We start from the raw sequence: 14,571 nt of genomic DNA on the forward strand, positions 1-14,571 counted from the left end.
TGCCTCCGGGATGCCTCGGGGGCGCCTCCGGGACGCTTCCGGAGGCGTCCCCGAGGCGGCGCGGGTCCGGCCCCGGCCGGCCGCCGTCGGTTCAGTTCCCGTCGGCCGCCGCCTTCACGGCGGCGGCCGCGTCGACGTTCCCGAGGCCCAGCTTCGGGGACTGCGCCGGGTTCTTCGCCGTGTCCCGGATCGCCGCCATGATCTCCGTCGGGCTCAGGCCCTGCTGGTGCAGGAGCGCGGCCACGGCGGCGACGTACGGCGAGGCCATCGAGGTGCCGGAGAGCTTGCCGTACCCCGTGGTGTTCCTGAGGGTCTCCTTGGCCGTGTAGGTCGGCAGGGTGGAGAGGATGTCGACACCGGGCGCCGCCACCGCGTTCTGCGCGCCGAAGTTGGTGAACTCGGCCGGCTGCCCGTTCTCGTCGGCGGCGTTGACGACGAGGACCGGGGTGTCCAGCTCGTACGGCTGGAGCAGGGTCGCGTCGTTGCCGGCGGCGGCCACCACCACCGCCCCCTTGCCGTTGGCGACGGAGATGGCGTCGTTGAGGACGCCGCCCTTGAGGAGCCGGGCCATCAGGCCGGACTCGCCGAGGGAGAGGTTGATGACGTCGGCGCCGTGCTGGGCGGCCCAGACGATCCCCTTGGTGATGTTCGCGTCGCTGCCGCTGCCGTCCGCGCCCAGCACCCGCACCGGCATGATCTTGGCTCCGGGCGCGCCGCCCGCGATTCCGACGCCGTTGTCGGTGTGGGCGGCGGCGATGCCCGCCACGTGGGTGCCGTGGCCGTTGAGGTCCTTCGGCTCGTCGTCGCCGTCCACGAAGTCGTAGCCGTCGACCAGCCGCCCCTCGAGGTCGGGGTGGTCCGGGTCCACGCCGGTGTCGACGACGGCGATGACCGTGTCCTCGCCCTTGGCCGTGGACCAGGCACCGGGGAGCTCCAGGGAGTTCAGGGCCCACTGCTGGTTGCGGAGGGGGTCGGGCTCGTCGTCGCTGCCGCAGCCGGTGGCGAGCGCGGCGGTGAGGGCGGTGAGGGCGGTGAGGGCGGCGGCGGACCGACGGCGCATGAATTCTCCCCGATGGGCGGCATTCGTCAGCATTTGAACCAGTGAACAACCGGCGGTGCGGGCCCGCATCCGGAGAGGGAGGCCCCGAAGCGCCGCCTCCTCGCTCCGCCGTCCTGGTGAATCCCCTCATTGTTCTAGTAGAGTGCAAACAAGGGAGGTTTTCATGACCACTGCTCCGCGCCCCGCCGCACTCCGCGTCCCGCTCCGCCTCCGCGCCCTCGCCGCGCTCCCGTTCGTCCTCGCCGCCGTCGCGTACGTCCTGCTCCTCGCCGTCTGGTCCGACCGGCTCCCCGACCGGCTCGCCACCCACTTCTCGTACGGGGGCGAGGCCGACGGCTTCACCGGCCGGGCCGCCTTCACCGCCGCCGGCGCCGCGCTGCTCCTCACCCTCGGCGCCGCCTGGACCGTCCTCGTCCGCCGCGAGGCCCTCTGGGGCGCCTGGCTGACCGCGGGGCTCACCGGCACGCTGCTCGGCCTCGTCGTCCACGACAACCTGGACGCGACCGACCCCGCGCGCGTCGTCTCGCCGCTCTCCCACCTCGCCGTCGCGGCCGCCGCCGGAGCCGTCCTCGCCCTCGCGGGACACGCCCTCTCCCGGCTCGTCCCGTCCGAGGGGCACGACGGCTCCGGACCCGCCGTCCACCCCGACGCGCCCCGGCTCGACCTCGGCGCCGGAGAGGTCGCCGGCTGGTCCCGGGCCACCGCCTCCGCCCCGCTCACCGCCCTCGGCCTGCTCTTCCTCGCCGCCGGCGCGGTCGCCGCCCTCCTCGGCCCGTGGCCGCTGCTCCTCGTCGCGCTCGCCGTCGCCGTGCCCGGCCTCGCCCTCGCCCGGATCCGCGTCAACGTCGACCGGCACGGCCTCACCGTCCGCTCCACGCTCACCCCCCGGCCCCGCGTCCACGTCCCGCTCGCCGACATCACCGGCGCCGAAGCCCGCGACGTCGACGCCCTGCGCGAGTTCGGCGGCTGGGGCTACCGGATCCGCGCCCACCGCTCCGGCGTGGTCCTGCGCTCCGGAGAGGCCCTGGTCGTCCGGCGCGGGAACGGCCGCGAGTTCGCCGTCACCGTGCCCGACGCCCGGACCGCCGCCGCCCTCCTCAACACCCTCGTCGACCGACGTGGAAGGCTCTGACCGTGCTCTTCCGCGTCGACCCCGCCTCCGCCGTCCCGCTCGGCGACCAGATCGCCGGCTGCGTCCGCGGCGCCCTCGCCGACGGCACCGCCGCCCCCGGCGAACGGCTCCCCGCCGCCCGCGAACTCGCCGACTCCCTCGGCGTCAACGTCCACACCGTCCTGCGCGGCTACCAGCGGCTCCGCGAGGAGGGACTCATCGAGCTCCGGCGCGGCCGCGGCGCCCTCATCGTCCCCGGCGCCACCGCCCCCGACCGCGCCCGCCTCGTCGGCCGCCTCCGCGAGGCCGCCGCCGACGCCCGCGAACTGGGCCTCACCGACGAGGAGTTCCTCGACCTGGCCCGTACCGCCCTCGGCTAGGAAGCGGTACGGGGCGCCTCCAGCTCCCGGACCGGCGCGCCCGCCAGGTACGCCTCGATGTCCTCCACCGCCTGCCCGAAGTAGCGGGCGTAGTTGGCCTCGGAGACGTATCCCAGGTGGGGGAGGGCGAGGACGTTCGGCAGGGTCCGCAGGGGGTCGCCGGCCGGCAGCGGCTCCGTCTCGTACACGTCGAGGCCGGCCCCCGCGAACCAGCGCTCGCGCAGCGCCCGCAGCAGGGCCGGGCCGTCCACAAGACCGGCCCGCGAGGTGTTCACCAGGTACGCCCCCGGCCGCATCGCCCGCAGCTCGGGCTCGCCGACGATCCCGCGCGTCCGGTCGGAGAGCACCAGGTGCAGCGAGACCACGTCGCTTGCCGCGAACAGCTCCGCCTTGTCCTTCGCGAGCCGCACGCCCTCCCCGTGCGCGGCGACCCGCTCCTCCGTCAGGTTCGGGCTCCAGGCCAGCACGTCCATGCCGAAGGCCCGGCCGACGGCGGCGACCCGTCCGCCGATCTTCCCGAGCCCGAGCAGGCCCAGGGTGCGGCCCGCGAGGTCGCCGCCGACGGTCGACTGCCAGGGACCGCCCTCCCGCAGCGCCCGGGACTCCGTCACCACGTGCCGGACGAGCCCCAGGATCAGCGCCCAGGTCAGCTCGGCGGGCGGCTCGGAGCCGCTGGCGGTGCCGCAGACGGTGATCCCCCGCTCCCGGCAGGCCGCCAGGTCGATCGAGGCGTTGCGCATCCCCGAGGTGACGACGAGCCGCAGCCGGGGCAACCGGTCGAGCAGGGCGGCGTCGAGCGGCGTCCGCTCGCGCATCACCACCAGGATCTCGCAGTCCTCGACGGCGGCGACCAGGGCGTCCCGGTCCGTCAGGTGCTCGCGGAGCACCCGCACCTCGACCCGGCCGCGCAGCGGCCCCCAGTCGGCGGAGGAGAGGGCGGCGTCCTGGAAGTCGTCGAGCACGGCACAGCGCGGCAGAGGAGTCATGACGGCATGATCGCGTACGCCCCCGGCTCCCGGCAGCTCACCCGTTCGGCTCCGCCCCGCGCGCCGGGGTGCCGCCCCGCCCGCAGGGTGACCCCATGGGAACTCCGGACGGCGTGACCGGCGACGACGAACTCACCCGGCTGCGGAGCCGGGTGGCGGCCCTGGAGGCGAGCACCGCCCGGGGCGCGCCGAAGCGGGAACACCACCGGCTGCGCTCCTTCTTCTCCGCGCTCCTCGTGGTCGTCGGCTGCGTCCTCGTGCCGCTCGGCCTGGTGGCCGCCTGGACGGCCGACCTCCTGGGCGACACCGACCGCTACGTGCAGACGGTGGCCCCGCTCGCCTCCGACCCGGACGTGCAGGCGGCCGTCGCCACCCGCGCGACCGACGCCGTCATGGAGCACATCGACCTCGCCTCGCTCCTCGAAGGCGTCGCCCCCGACCAGCGGCCGCTCGTGGAGAAGGCGCTCGGAAAGCTCGGCGGCTCCCTGGAGGACGCCGTCGCCGGCTTCGTCCGCGACCGCGCGCAGGACGTCGTCGCATCCCCCGCCTTCGAGACCATCTGGAACGACGCCAACCGCGCCGTCCACACCTCCCTCGACCGGGCGCTGACCGGCGACCAGGACGGGGCGGTGAAGATCGAGACGGACACGGTGACGATCGACCTGGCGCCCGTCGTCGATCGGGTCAAGGAGCGCCTGGTCGAATCGGGGCTCACCGCCGCCGGCAAGATCCCCGAGGTCCACACGGACTTCACGGTCCTCAGGGCCGACGACATCGGCAAGGCGAAGACCGGCTTCGCGCTCCTCCAGACCATGGGCGCGTGGCTGCCGGTCATCGCGGTGCTGCTGGTGGCGGGCGGCGTGCTGCTCGCGGTGCGCCGGCGCCGGGCGCTGGTCGCCGCCGCCCTCGGCTTCGCCGTGGCGGCCGTCGTCCTCGGGATCGCGCTCACCGTCTTCCGCACCGTCTACCTGAACGCGCTGCCCGCCTCGGTCTCCCCGGCGGCCGCCGGCTCGGTCTACGACACCCTGATCCGCTTCCTGCGCACCTCGGTCCGCGTGTGCGCGGTGCTCGGCGTGCTCGTCGCCCTGGTCGCCTGGCTGTCGGGGCCGAGCCGCCCGGCCGTCCTGGCCCGCGGACTGTGGCACGCGGGCATCGCCGCGACCCGCTCGACGGCGGACCGGGCGGGCATGCGGCTGGGCCCGGTCGGCGGCTTCGTCCACCGCTTCCACACCTGGATCGTGTGGATCCTGGTGGCGGGCGCGGCGCTCGCCTTCGTCCTCTGGCCGCACCCCACCGGCTGGGTCGTGATCGGCCTGGCCCTGGCGCTGCTCTTCGCCCTGCTGGTGACGGACTTCCTGGCGGACCCGGCCCCGGACCCCGAGGCGGCGGCGGTGGCGGCGGGCGGGCCCGGGGCTGGGCCTGGGTCTGGCCCCGGTCCTGGGGCTGGGCCTAAGCCTGGGCCTGGGCGTGGGGCTGGGCAGGGGCCCGGACCGGGAGAGGGGCCGGGGCCGGTCCGCAAGGCCGACTAGGCGGGCCAGGCAGACCGGGCGGGCCAGGCAGGCCAGGCGGGCCAGGCAGATCAGGTGCCGGAGGGGACCCCTCCCGCACCGGCCCGCCCCACCCGGTCAGGATTCGAGAAGCGCGCGCCCGGACCGCCAACTACCTTGATCCGCATGGACCTCACCATTCACACCACCGTCCTCCCCCACGAGGACCCCGACGCCTCCCTCGTCTTCTTCCGCGACGTCCTCGGCTTCGAGGTGCGCAGCGACGTCGGCCAGGGAAGGACGCGCTGGATCACCGTCGGCCCCGCCGGGCAGCCCGGCACCTCGATCCTGCTCGCCCCGCCGGCCGTCGACCCCGGCGTCACGGAGGACGAGCGCCGCACCATCACCGAGATGATGGCCAAGGGCACGTACGGCTGGATCCTCCTCGCCACCCCCGACCTCGACGCCGTCTTCGAGAAGGTCGCCGCAGGCGACACCGAGGTCGTCCAGGAGCCCACCCGGCAGCCCTACGGCGTCCGCGACTGCGCCTTCCGCGATCCCGCCGGCAACCTGATCCGCATCCAGGAAGTCCGCTGACCCACCCGGGGGGACCGACATGTGCCAGCCCGCATGGGCCGAGGCCCGCACCACGGCGGTACGGCTCCAGGAGCTGAAGGACCTGCGCGGGGTCCGCGACCGCATCGACCGCGCGTACGACCGACCGCTGGACGTCCCGGCCCTGGCCCGCGAGGCGGGCCTGACGGCGGGGGCCCTGCACCGCACGTTCACCCGGGCGTACGGAACGACCCCGTACGCCTTCGTCACCGCGCTCCGCGCCACCCGGGGGAGGACACCGTGACCACCGCGCCCGCACCGAGGTCCCGCGAGGAACGCGTCAGGGACACCCTGGCCCGGCTGGAGACCGACGTGGACCTGTGGCTGGCCAGCCGGGGCCACCTGATCCCGCTCTCCTTCCTCTGGGACGGCGCCGCCGTCCTGGTCTCCACCCCGCGCGCCTCCCTCACCGGCCGCAACCTCCTGGCCGACGGCCGGGTCAGGCTGGCCCTCGGGCCCACCCGCGACGTCGTGATGATCGACGGCGCCGCCGAGCCCGTGGACCTCGCGGACCTCCCCGCCGGCACCGGCGACGCGTTCGCGGAGAAGACCGGCTTCGACCCGCGCGAACTCACCCGCCCCTACCAGTACTTCCTGATCAGACCGCACCGCGTGCACGCCTGGCGCGAGGCCGACGAGCTGGAGGGACGCACCCTGATGCGCGACGGGACCTGGCTCGCCTGAGCCGCCCGGTCGGTTTCGGAGAAGCACCCGGAACCACCGGAACCCAGCCTGGAACAGCACCACGGAAGACGAGCGACACACCACGAGGGGACCGGCCATGGCCACCGAGAACACCAAGTCCTACGACGGCTTCGACGAGGACGAGCGCGAGGCGATGAAGGAGCGCGCGAAGGAGCTGAAGGCCGCCAAGGCCCGCGGCACCCGCGCCAAGGCCGCCGACGGCGAGGCCGACCTCCTCGCGAAGATCGCCGAGATGACCGGTGAGGACCGCGCCCTCGCCGAGGGCATCCACGCCCTGGTCAAGAGGGTCGCCCCCGGCCTGACCCCCAAGACCTGGTACGGCATGCCCGCCTACGCCAAGGACGGCAAGGTCCTCTTCTTCTTCCAGAGCGCCGCCAAGTTCAAGGCCCGCTACGCCACCCTCGGCTTCAGCGACCCCGCCGCCCTCGACGACGGCGCCATGTGGCCCACCGCCTTCGCCCTCACCGCCCTCACCCCCGAGGTCGAGGCCCGCGTCGAAGCCCTCATCGAGCGGGCCACCGCCTGACCGCCGGGGGCGCCGCCCCGCCGCCGCCCGCGGGTCAGCGGGCCGCCATGCCCGCGACGTGGTCCGGGTACCGGGGGGTCCAGGCGAGGTCGCGGGTGGCCTTCGCGTGGGAGACGCGGAGGTGGGTGTCGAGCATGAGGGAGCCCAGGTAGGGGACGGCCAGGCGGAGGACGCGGCCGGGCAGGCGGAGGCGGCGCCGGCCGCGGGCGGCGGCGAGTTCGCCCCAGGTGGAGGGGCGGTCGTCGACGATGTTGTACGCCTCGCCCGCCCGGCCCCGTTCGAGGGCGGCGACGGTCGCCCCGGCCGCGTCCTCGACGTGGACCCACGACATCGTGCCGCCGCCGTCCCGGGGGACGGGGAACGGCCGGGTGCCGGGCGCCGGGTCGAACCAGGTGCCGGGGCCGTAGAAGACGCCGTACCGCAGGGCCGTGCCCGCCACGTGCTCCGCGGCGAAGAGCCGGCCCTCCGCCTCGACGAGCCCCGTGACGACGTGGTCCGCGACGGTGCCGCCGAGCACGCCGAAGGGGTCCTCCTCGGTGACGGGCCGCTCCCCGTGGTCGCGGTAGCCGTAGCCCAGGACCAGCGACTGCGTGACGAAGCGGCCCGCCCCGAGCACGCCCGCCGCCTCCAGGAGGTGCGCCGTGCCGCGCTCCCGCAGCACGTTGCTGGGGTCGTCCGCCGTGAGCCTCAGCCGGGGCGACCTGAGCGCCGTCAGCTGGTGGACCACCGCGTCGGCGGACAGCCCGTCCAGCGCCCGCAGCAGGCCCTCCCGGTCGAGCGCGTCCGCCCGGACGGGCGTCGCGCCCAGCGCGCGCACCGCCCCCGCCGAGCCCTCCGAACGGGCGAGGGCCAGCACCTCGTGCCCGTCCCGGATCAGGGCACGGGTCAGCGGACGGCCGATGGCGCCGGTCGCGCCGGCGAGCAGGATCCTCATGGTCAACCTCCAGGTGGGTACAGAGGGAAGACCGGACAGCCCCTCCGTATGTGACACCCGGCCGGGAGCCGGGAGGGTGATCCGCGCCACTCGCCCCCGACCGCGCCACCCGCCCGGCCCCCGGCGTGCCGTCCCCTTCCGCCGCTCGCCCTCCGTCAGCGGCCCGCCGGCTCCGCCTCCGCCTGCGGCTGCGCCTCCGCCTCCGCCTGCGGCTCCCAGGCGAAACCGTCCGGGTCGCTGAACCGGGCCCGGCCGCCGCCGAGCGCGACGCGGTGCGCGCCGCTGCCGTCGTCCGGGACGCCGACGTCCTTGGCGAGGGCCCGGCGCGGGTACAGGGCGAGCGTCACGGAGCCCTCGGCCCCGGCGAACTCGACGTACTTGCGGCCGAAGCTCCTCGCGACGGTGAGGCCGTGCGCGGCGTAGAACTCCTTCGTGGCGGTCATGTCCGTCGTGCCCAGCAGCAGGACGACCCGCTCGACCCGCCCGGTGGCGGGGCCCTTCTCCTTCTTCTCGGAGGAGGCGAACTTCCAGACCGTCCCGTCCGGCGCGCGCACGACACCGCCGTAGCCCCAGAAGGACTTGGCGGCGGCCTTCAGGACCGTCGCGCCGGCGGCGGCCGCCGCGTCGACGAGCGCCCGCACGTCGGCGGGGCTCGGCACGGTCAGGGAGACCGCGAAGCCGCGGAACCCCTCCGACGGCACGTCCGCGGCGGCGGCCCGCAGCCGGACGTGGGCGCCCAGCCCGGAGGCCCCGTAGAAGCCCTCGGCGGCGGCGGGGTCGGTGACTTCCAGCGTGATCTGCGTCAGTGAGGTCATGACGAACACGCTAGGTCCGGCCCCCGCGCCCCCGCTTCTCCGATCCTGACCGTCCGCCGGGCCGCCGCCCGGTCCCCTTCCCCTCGCCCCTCCCCTCGTGAAAGGCGCGGCGCACGGCGGAGCACGGCACCGACCGGCCGCTGGTCGGCGTCTTCGCCCAGCGCGGCACGAACCGCCCCCACCGTGCGCAGGGTGCACGAGAAGCCCCCGGACGCCCCGGACGCCCCGGACGCCCCGGACGTCCCGGGCGGCTCAGGCGGATGCCGCGTCGAGCAGCTCCCGTACGGCGGAGCGGATGGTCTCGTCCTGGGTGAAGCCTTCCCAGCCGCCGCTGCTCCGCAGCCGCCGGTCGCCGGCGGGCACCTCGCGCAGGAGGTCCGCGGCGGGCCGGGCCGGGGGACCGATCCGGGCCAGGTGCCGTACGGCGGGGAGCATGACCGGCAGGTACCTCCCCTCGGCCAGGCCGCGCACGACCGCCGTCAGGACGGGGACGGTGGTCTCCGTGTCGCCGGTGGCGGCCCACAGCGCGTGCGCGGCCTCGACGCGGGGCCAGGGGTCGGCGTCGGCGGTCATCGCCCTGAGCAGGTCCGCGTGAGGGGCGGCATGCGCGCCCAGAGCGGCGAGCCTGCGCAGTTCCGGGTGCCGGATCCGCTGTTCGGCGAGGCCGCGCCCGAGGACCTCCAGGGCCGGTCCGGGATCGCCGCAGACCCTCCAGTACGCCCAGGCCGCGAGCCCTTCGTGCGGCCCGCCGGCACGCACCCGGGACAGCAGTACGCTCCTCGCTTCGGTCCCGCCCCTTCCGATGCCGGCCAGAGCCGTTGCCGCCGCGGTCCAGGTCCGGTCGTCCTCCAGCAGGCCGAGCAGCCGTGGTACGGCCTGCTCCGCCGCCGGTCCCCACTCGGCGAGCACGCCGCAGAGCCGGTGGAGCAGCCGGTCGTCCGTGACGGTGCCGAGCCGGTCGCGGACCGCCGGGAGGAGCGTTCCCGCGTGGTCCGGGAGGCGGTGCAGCACCTCGGACAGCGAGGGGAGGCGGACGGGGTGCCTCTCGTCCGCGGCGGAGTGGACGGAGTACGACGCGAAGCCGGATCGCGCGCCGGCGACGAACTCGACCAGGCTCGGCAGGCAGCGCGGGTCGTTCATCCGGGCCAGCGCCCACACGGCGGCCTCGCCCACGCCCTCCCGCCCCCGCGTGGCGCGCGTCGCGCCGTCGGTCAGCAGGGCGGCGGCGTCGTCCGCGTGGGCGGCGGCCGTCCGGCCGAGGCACGCCAGCAACTCGACGGCCCGGAACCGGACTTCGGCGGCGGGATCGTCCAGCCGCCCGACCAGGCGCGGCAGCAGCGGAGCGGCCGGTGAGCGCCACCGGGACAGCAGCCCGCCCGCCTGGGCCAGGGCGGCGACCCGCCGCTCGTCGTCGTGGTGGTCCGCCAGCACTCCGAGCGTGAAGGCGGGGTCCGGCCCGTCGAACAGTCCCGAGGTCCAGTGGTGGACGCCCAGGACTCCGGTCCGCACCGAGCTGGTGTGGCGCCACGACTCGACGCCCGGGTCCCGGAGCGCTTCGAGCACGTCGTCCAGCCGCCGGGCGGGAAGGCAGGGGTCGGCCGGGGCCAGCGCGTGCACCGCCGCCAGGCGGAGCTGCGGCTGAGGAGCGTCGAGCAGGCCGCGGAGCAGGGCGGATGCCCCGGTGCCGTGCGCGCCGGCCGGCGCACGCCGGACGGCGTGCCCCAGGGAGAGGACCAGCTCCAGGCGGGTCGCCGGATCGGTCTCCGCCTCCCAGCACCGGAGCAACCCGGGAAGAACCGCTTCACCGGGGCTGCCGCAGGCTCCGAGCACATCGGCCGCGGCCCGCCGGATCTCCGGCTCGGGATTCTCCAGCAGCCGCAGCACCTCGGGCAGCGCCCGCCGCCACGCCGGCGCCCAGCCCGGGTCGAGGAACCGCTCCTCCACCCGCCCGGCCTCCCGCGCCAGCATCGCCACCAGCTCCAGCAGCGCGAGGCGGCTCGGCACCTGCGGCGTCGCGGCCAGGCCCAGCACGAAGGGCAGCGCGGCCGATGCGGCGGAACAGATCCAACCACCCTGGTGGAACAGCACGTTGAGCAACTCGAACGAGGCGTCGTCGGCGTCGTCCGGATCCGGACCGGCACACCGGCGGAGCAGCCGCGGCACGTCCTCGGCGGAACCGTAGTGGTGCCGCAGCCCGGCCCAGTCGACCGCCTCCGCCTCCATCCCGACCCCCACCCCGCCCTCGCCCCTCACGCACGTGCACGCGACCCTATCGGCCCGTCGTTCGGACGGCGGCCGCGGCTCCGGAGGGGTCGTCAGGGGCTGTGAGGACTGTGGGGGCCGTGGGGGCCCTGGGGGACGACGAGGCCGGATTCGTAGGCGAGGACCACGAGTTGGGCCCGGTCGCGGGCGTGGAGCTTGGTCATCGCCCGGTTCACGTGGGTCTTCGCGGTCATCGGGCTGATCACCATGCGGTCGGCGATCTCGTCGTTGGACAGGCCCCGCGCGACGAGGACGACGGCCTCGCGCTCGCGGCCGGTCAGCCCTTCGAGCCCCGCCCCCGCCCCGGCGCCGTCGTCGAGCGGCCGGGACACGTACCGGTCGATCAGCTTGCGGGTGATCGAGGGGGCGAGGAGGGCGTCGCCGCGCGCGGCCACCCGCACGGCGTGCAGGAAGTCGTCCGGGACGATGTCCTTGACGAGGAAGCCCGCGGCGCCGGCGCGCAGCGCCTCGAAGACGTACTCGTCCAGGCCGTAGTTGGTCAGGACGACGACCCGCACCCCGGCCAGGGCCGGGTCCGCGGCGATGCGCCGGGTCGTCTCGATGCCGTCGACGACCGGCATCTGGACGTCGACGAGCGCGATGTCGGGCAGGTGCTCCCTGGCGAGCTCCAGGCCCTCCCCGCCGTCGGCGGCCTCGGCCACCACCTCGATGTCGTCCTCGAGGTCGAGGAGGGCGCGGAATCCGCTGCGGATGAGCGGCTGGTCGTCGACCAGCAGGACTCGGATCACGACGTTCGCTCCAGGGGGAGTTCGGCCCGGACGGTGAAGCCGCCCCCGTCGCGCGGTTCGGCGCGCAGGAGGCCGCCGAGGGCGGTGACGCGTTCGCGCATGCCGAGCAGCCCGACGCCGGGCACGGGGGCGGTGTCCGGCGTGGCCCTGCCGTCGTCGTCGATGCGGAGCGCGAGGGAGCCGGGCCGGTAGTCGATCCGGACCGACGCCGTGGTGGCGGCGGCGTGCCGGACGACGTTGGTCAGCGACTCCTGGACGATCCGGTAGGCGGTCCGGCCCACCGCGGCCGGCACGTCGTGCCGCAGTCCCTCGACCGTCAGCGTCGCCTCCAGACCGGCCCTGCCCGCCCGCTCCACCAGTTCCGGCACGTCGGCGAGCCCGCGCGGCGGGGCCGTGCCGTCGTCGCGCAGCGCCTCCAGGGTGGCGCGCAGCTCCCGGCTCGCCTCACGTCCGGCCTCCTGGATCGCGAGGAGCGCCTCCGGCACCTCCTCGCCGCGCCTGCGGGCCACGTGGACGGCGACTTCGGACTGCACCTTGATGACGGAGATCTGGTGGGTGAGCGAGTCGTGCAACTCCCGCGCGATGTGCAGCCGTTCCTCGTCGGCCCGGCGCCGCGCGGTCTCCTCCCGGGTGCGCTCGGCCTCCTCCGCCCGCTGCTCCGCCTGCCGCACCGCCTCGCCCGCGGCGAAGGCCGCGACGAGCCAGGCGATCTCCAGGGTGCCGCGGGCCTGCACCGACACCTCGCCCAGCGGCCCGTCGCGGAAGACCAGGGCGGTGAGCTGGAGGGTCACCAGCAGGGCCGCGGACGCCGTCACCGCCAGGACGCGGCGCCCGGCCCGTACCGCGCCGTACACCGCGACCAGGTACGCCACGGTGAGCACGTCGAACCCGGCCGCCTCGTAGCCCACCGCGCACAGCCCGGTGACGGCCAGGACGGCCACCGGGGCCCGGCGGCGCGCGGCCAGCGCCAGGCCGCCGGCCGCGAGCAGCGCGTGGCCGAGGAGGCCGGGCCCCGCGCCGAGGCGCTCCCCGGACCACCCGTCGCCCACCATCAGCGCCGCCACGCCCACGGCGATCACCCGGTCCCCTGCACCGGCCGGTACGGCGAACCGTCGTATGCCCATGCGCGCACCCTAACCAGCCGCCGCCGCGGGCGGATCCGACCCGGGGACGACCGGCCGCCTACCGCGCCCGCGGTACCCGTACGGCTCCTGCCGCGCCCGCGGTAGCCGCGTACGCCGGCGGCGGCAGCGCGAACGAGGAGAACGACGGACCGTCCTTCCGGGTTCGAGCGGGCCGGGGAAGCCGTCCCGCTCGCGGTGTGACCCAGCGCACAAGGGTGGGAGCGATGATTCCGCGCCTGGCCGTCGGTCATATGAGCGACCACCCTGAAGCGAGGAAGGCCCCGCCATGACCGACATGCTCACCGCGCCCCGCCCCGTCGTCCCCGTCGTCCCCGCCGCGCCCGCGCCGCGCTCCGCGGCGCGGCGGACCGCGGCCGCCGGCGTGGTGGCGGGCCCGCTGTTCCTGGCGGCCGGACTCGCCCAGGGGTTCGTGCGGGACGGTTTCGACTTCACGCGGAACGCGATCAGCCAGCTCGCCCTCGGCGAGGCGGGCTGGGTCCAGACGGCGAGCTTCGTGCTCGCCGGCGCGCTGCTGATCGCCGGGGCGACCGGACTGCGGCGGGTGCTGCGCGGTGGCCCCGGCGGCACGTGGGGCCCGGCCCTGGTCGGCGTCTTCGGCGCTTCCTTCTGGGTCGCGGCCGCCTTCCCGGCCGATGCCGGAGCGGGCTTTCCCGTCGGTGCGCCCGAGGCGACCGTGATGAGCGGGCACGGCGCCGTCCACATGTTCGGCGGAATGGTCGGCTACCTCGCCCTGTGCGCCGCGTTCGTCGTCCTGGCCCGTCCGCTCGCCGCCCGGGGCCTTCGCGGCTGGGCCGTCGCGTCCCGCGTCGTGCCCGTGGCCGTCCTCGCCGGTTTCACGGCCTCGGCCGCCTCGGTCCTGGCGTTCACCGTGGGCGCCGGCCTCGGCCTGCTGTGGCTGAGCGCGGTGACGGCCCGCCTGGCCGGCCGCTAGCCGACGGCCGGTCCGTCCGGCACCCTCGACACGACCAAGATCACCACGATACGAAACGGGGCATCCATGACCGACGCCGTGAAGGGTCCTGCCAGTTACTTCCCGTCCATCGAGAAGAAGTACGGCCGTCCGATCGCCGAATGGAAGGACCTCATCCGATCCTCCCCGCTGACCAGGCACATGGAGCTGGTCAGCTGGCTCAAGTCCGAGCACGGCCTCGGCCACGGCCACGCCAATGCCCTCGTCGCCCACACCCTCGCCGAGAACACCGGCACGTGACCGGGCGGGGCCGCCCGGGCGGCGGCGGCACCCGGCATTCGAGTGCGCAGGTGGACGTGCAGCCACGAGGACGCGCCGGGACGTGGTTCAGTCGGTTGCGGGAGGGTGGGATCCGCCCGACGCGCGGCGGTACTCGGTGTTGATGCGCTGGGCTTCTTCGAGCTGGTCCTCGAGGACGATGATGCGGCAGGCGGCCTCGATGGGGGTGCCCTGGTCGACCAGTTCCCGGGCGCGGGCGGCGATGCGCAGCTGGTAGCGGGAGTAGCGGCGGTGGCCGCCCCCGGAGCGGAGCGGGGCGATCAGCCGGGCTTCTCCCAGGGCGCGGAGGAAGCCGGGCGTCGTACCGATCATCTCGGCGGCCCGGCCCATGGTGTAGGCGGGGTAGTCGTCGTCGTCGAGACGGCCGAGCGGATCGTCTGCGGTCATTCTCACCTCTCCGGCGAACCTTCCGGTGGGCGGCCGGTGGTCCGGCTCGTTCACCGAGGGTAGCGCCGCCGTGGGGGGGGGCGCGGGCCGGGGCGCGCCCGCGGGGGGGGGGGGGGGGGGTATAAAAAAAAAACACCACCACACCCACGAAGGACAGCGG

17 protein-coding genes are annotated in these 14,571 nt (G+C 75.6%); 9 read left to right on the forward strand and 8 right to left on the reverse strand.

Translation table 11 applies throughout. The features are described from left to right. Positions 1 to 91 precede the first annotated feature (91 nt). Positions 92 to 1,060 (reverse strand): S8 family peptidase, encoded by a 969-nt coding sequence (locus tag ACFW6A_RS04665; protein ID WP_351849927.1) that lies wholly within the window; start codon positions 1,058 to 1,060, stop codon positions 92 to 94. A gap of 163 nt (positions 1,061 to 1,223) precedes the next feature. Between ACFW6A_RS04665 and ACFW6A_RS04670 the strand changes: the two genes are divergently transcribed. Further along, on the forward strand, positions 1,224 to 2,192 hold the full coding sequence (locus ACFW6A_RS04670; RefSeq protein WP_386638605.1) for a DUF1648 domain-containing protein: 969 nt from the start codon (positions 1,224 to 1,226) through the stop codon (positions 2,190 to 2,192). Between the two features lie 2 nt (positions 2,193 to 2,194). After that, positions 2,195 to 2,551: a GntR family transcriptional regulator gene (locus ACFW6A_RS04675; RefSeq protein ID WP_351849929.1), complete on the forward strand. Its 357-nt coding sequence runs from the start codon at positions 2,195 to 2,197 to the stop codon at positions 2,549 to 2,551. Here the strand turns inward: ACFW6A_RS04675 and ACFW6A_RS04680 are convergent. Next, positions 2,548 to 3,537, reverse strand: coding sequence for a D-2-hydroxyacid dehydrogenase family protein (locus ACFW6A_RS04680; RefSeq protein ID WP_351849930.1), 990 nt, complete (start codon positions 3,535 to 3,537; stop codon positions 2,548 to 2,550). The two genes, ACFW6A_RS04675 and ACFW6A_RS04680, sit on opposite strands and share 4 nt — an antisense overlap. 95 nt (positions 3,538 to 3,632) lie before the next feature. Between ACFW6A_RS04680 and ACFW6A_RS04685 the strand changes: the two genes are divergently transcribed. The 5 genes from ACFW6A_RS04685 to ACFW6A_RS04705 all read left to right on the forward strand — a co-directional run bounded on the left by ACFW6A_RS04685 (position 3,633) and on the right by ACFW6A_RS04705 (position 6,870). Then, positions 3,633 to 5,066: a hypothetical protein gene (locus ACFW6A_RS04685; RefSeq protein WP_386638608.1), complete on the forward strand. Its 1,434-nt coding sequence runs from the start codon at positions 3,633 to 3,635 to the stop codon at positions 5,064 to 5,066. A 144-nt stretch (positions 5,067 to 5,210) separates the two neighbouring features. Then, a complete protein-coding gene (locus tag ACFW6A_RS04690; protein WP_351849933.1) occupies positions 5,211 to 5,621 on the forward strand; it encodes a VOC family protein in 411 nt (136 codons plus the stop codon). 19 nt (positions 5,622 to 5,640) lie between these two features. Further along, entirely contained in the window at positions 5,641 to 5,883 is a 243-nt protein-coding gene (locus tag ACFW6A_RS04695; protein WP_351849934.1) for a hypothetical protein, read from the forward strand. Further along, positions 5,880 to 6,323: a pyridoxamine 5'-phosphate oxidase family protein gene (locus ACFW6A_RS04700; protein ID WP_351849936.1), complete on the forward strand. Its 444-nt coding sequence runs from the start codon at positions 5,880 to 5,882 to the stop codon at positions 6,321 to 6,323. Before ACFW6A_RS04695 ends, ACFW6A_RS04700 begins: the two co-directional genes overlap by 4 nt. Positions 6,324 to 6,420: 97 nt before the next feature. Beyond that, positions 6,421 to 6,870 carry a DUF1801 domain-containing protein gene (locus tag ACFW6A_RS04705; protein ID WP_351849937.1) on the forward strand — a complete coding sequence of 150 codons (450 nt, stop codon included), beginning with the start codon at positions 6,421 to 6,423 and terminating at the stop codon, positions 6,868 to 6,870. Between the two features lie 34 nt (positions 6,871 to 6,904). Here ACFW6A_RS04705 and ACFW6A_RS04710 read toward each other — a convergent pair whose 3' ends face one another. The 5 genes from ACFW6A_RS04710 to ACFW6A_RS04730 all read right to left on the reverse strand — a co-directional run bounded on the left by ACFW6A_RS04710 (position 6,905) and on the right by ACFW6A_RS04730 (position 12,754). Beyond that, on the reverse strand, positions 6,905 to 7,804 hold the full coding sequence (locus ACFW6A_RS04710; RefSeq protein ID WP_351849939.1) for an NAD(P)-dependent oxidoreductase: 900 nt from the start codon (positions 7,802 to 7,804) through the stop codon (positions 6,905 to 6,907). A 155-nt stretch (positions 7,805 to 7,959) separates the two neighbouring features. Further along, positions 7,960 to 8,619 (reverse strand): VOC family protein, encoded by a 660-nt coding sequence (locus ACFW6A_RS04715; protein ID WP_386638611.1) that lies wholly within the window; start codon positions 8,617 to 8,619, stop codon positions 7,960 to 7,962. A 252-nt stretch (positions 8,620 to 8,871) separates the two neighbouring features. Further along, a complete protein-coding gene (locus ACFW6A_RS04720; RefSeq protein ID WP_386638614.1) occupies positions 8,872 to 10,872 on the reverse strand; it encodes a HEAT repeat domain-containing protein in 2,001 nt (666 codons plus the stop codon). A gap of 62 nt (positions 10,873 to 10,934) precedes the next feature. Further along, positions 10,935 to 11,630 (reverse strand): response regulator transcription factor, encoded by a 696-nt coding sequence (locus ACFW6A_RS04725; RefSeq protein WP_351849943.1) that lies wholly within the window; start codon positions 11,628 to 11,630, stop codon positions 10,935 to 10,937. Continuing rightward, positions 11,627 to 12,754 carry a sensor histidine kinase gene (locus ACFW6A_RS04730; protein ID WP_351849944.1) on the reverse strand — a complete coding sequence of 376 codons (1,128 nt, stop codon included), beginning with the start codon at positions 12,752 to 12,754 and terminating at the stop codon, positions 11,627 to 11,629. Before ACFW6A_RS04730 ends, ACFW6A_RS04725 begins: the two co-directional genes overlap by 4 nt. A 286-nt stretch (positions 12,755 to 13,040) precedes the next feature. On the opposite strand from ACFW6A_RS04730, the gene ACFW6A_RS04735 reads away from it, so the two are divergent. Together ACFW6A_RS04735 and ACFW6A_RS04740 are read left to right on the forward strand one after the other, a co-directional pair. Continuing rightward, positions 13,041 to 13,706, forward strand: a complete 666-nt coding sequence (locus ACFW6A_RS04735) for a DUF998 domain-containing protein (RefSeq protein ID WP_386481736.1) — start codon at positions 13,041 to 13,043, stop codon at positions 13,704 to 13,706. Positions 13,707 to 13,772: 66 nt separating this feature from the next. Further along, a complete protein-coding gene (locus ACFW6A_RS04740; protein ID WP_351849947.1) occupies positions 13,773 to 13,985 on the forward strand; it encodes a DUF4287 domain-containing protein in 213 nt (70 codons plus the stop codon). 87 nt (positions 13,986 to 14,072) lie between these two features. Here the strand turns inward: ACFW6A_RS04740 and ACFW6A_RS04745 are convergent, their stop codons facing one another. Next, entirely contained in the window at positions 14,073 to 14,411 is a 339-nt protein-coding gene (locus ACFW6A_RS04745; RefSeq protein WP_351849950.1) for a helix-turn-helix domain-containing protein, read from the reverse strand. Positions 14,412 to 14,571 lie beyond the last annotated feature (160 nt).

It is taken from the genome of Streptomyces sp. NPDC058758 (assembly GCF_042746075.1).
Taxonomy (GTDB): Bacteria; Actinomycetota; Actinomycetes; order Streptomycetales; family Streptomycetaceae; genus Streptomyces.

What these genes read in the sequence shown, in the direction of transcription:
- ACFW6A_RS04665 (WP_351849927.1), bottom strand. Translation starts at nt 1,060, where the DNA reads ATGCGCCGTCGGTCCGCCGCCGCCCTCACCGCCCTCACCGCCCTCACC.
- ACFW6A_RS04745 (WP_351849950.1), bottom strand. Translation starts at nt 14,411, where the DNA reads ATGACCGCAGACGATCCGCTCGGCCGTCTCGACGACGACGACTACCCC.
- ACFW6A_RS04730 (WP_351849944.1), bottom strand. Translation starts at nt 12,754, where the DNA reads ATGGGCATACGACGGTTCGCCGTACCGGCCGGTGCAGGGGACCGGGTG.
- ACFW6A_RS04705 (WP_351849937.1), top strand. Translation starts at nt 6,421, where the DNA reads ATGGCCACCGAGAACACCAAGTCCTACGACGGCTTCGACGAGGACGAG.
- ACFW6A_RS04685 (WP_386638608.1), top strand. Translation starts at nt 3,633, where the DNA reads ATGGGAACTCCGGACGGCGTGACCGGCGACGACGAACTCACCCGGCTG.
- ACFW6A_RS04690 (WP_351849933.1), top strand. Translation starts at nt 5,211, where the DNA reads ATGGACCTCACCATTCACACCACCGTCCTCCCCCACGAGGACCCCGAC.
- ACFW6A_RS04695 (WP_351849934.1), top strand. Translation starts at nt 5,641, where the DNA reads ATGTGCCAGCCCGCATGGGCCGAGGCCCGCACCACGGCGGTACGGCTC.
- ACFW6A_RS04740 (WP_351849947.1), top strand. Translation starts at nt 13,773, where the DNA reads ATGACCGACGCCGTGAAGGGTCCTGCCAGTTACTTCCCGTCCATCGAG.
- ACFW6A_RS04710 (WP_351849939.1), bottom strand. Translation starts at nt 7,804, where the DNA reads ATGAGGATCCTGCTCGCCGGCGCGACCGGCGCCATCGGCCGTCCGCTG.
- ACFW6A_RS04680 (WP_351849930.1), bottom strand. Translation starts at nt 3,537, where the DNA reads ATGACTCCTCTGCCGCGCTGTGCCGTGCTCGACGACTTCCAGGACGCC.
- ACFW6A_RS04715 (WP_386638611.1), bottom strand. Translation starts at nt 8,619, where the DNA reads ATGACCTCACTGACGCAGATCACGCTGGAAGTCACCGACCCCGCCGCC.
- ACFW6A_RS04735 (WP_386481736.1), top strand. Translation starts at nt 13,041, where the DNA reads ATGACCGACATGCTCACCGCGCCCCGCCCCGTCGTCCCCGTCGTCCCC.
- ACFW6A_RS04670 (WP_386638605.1), top strand. Translation starts at nt 1,224, where the DNA reads ATGACCACTGCTCCGCGCCCCGCCGCACTCCGCGTCCCGCTCCGCCTC.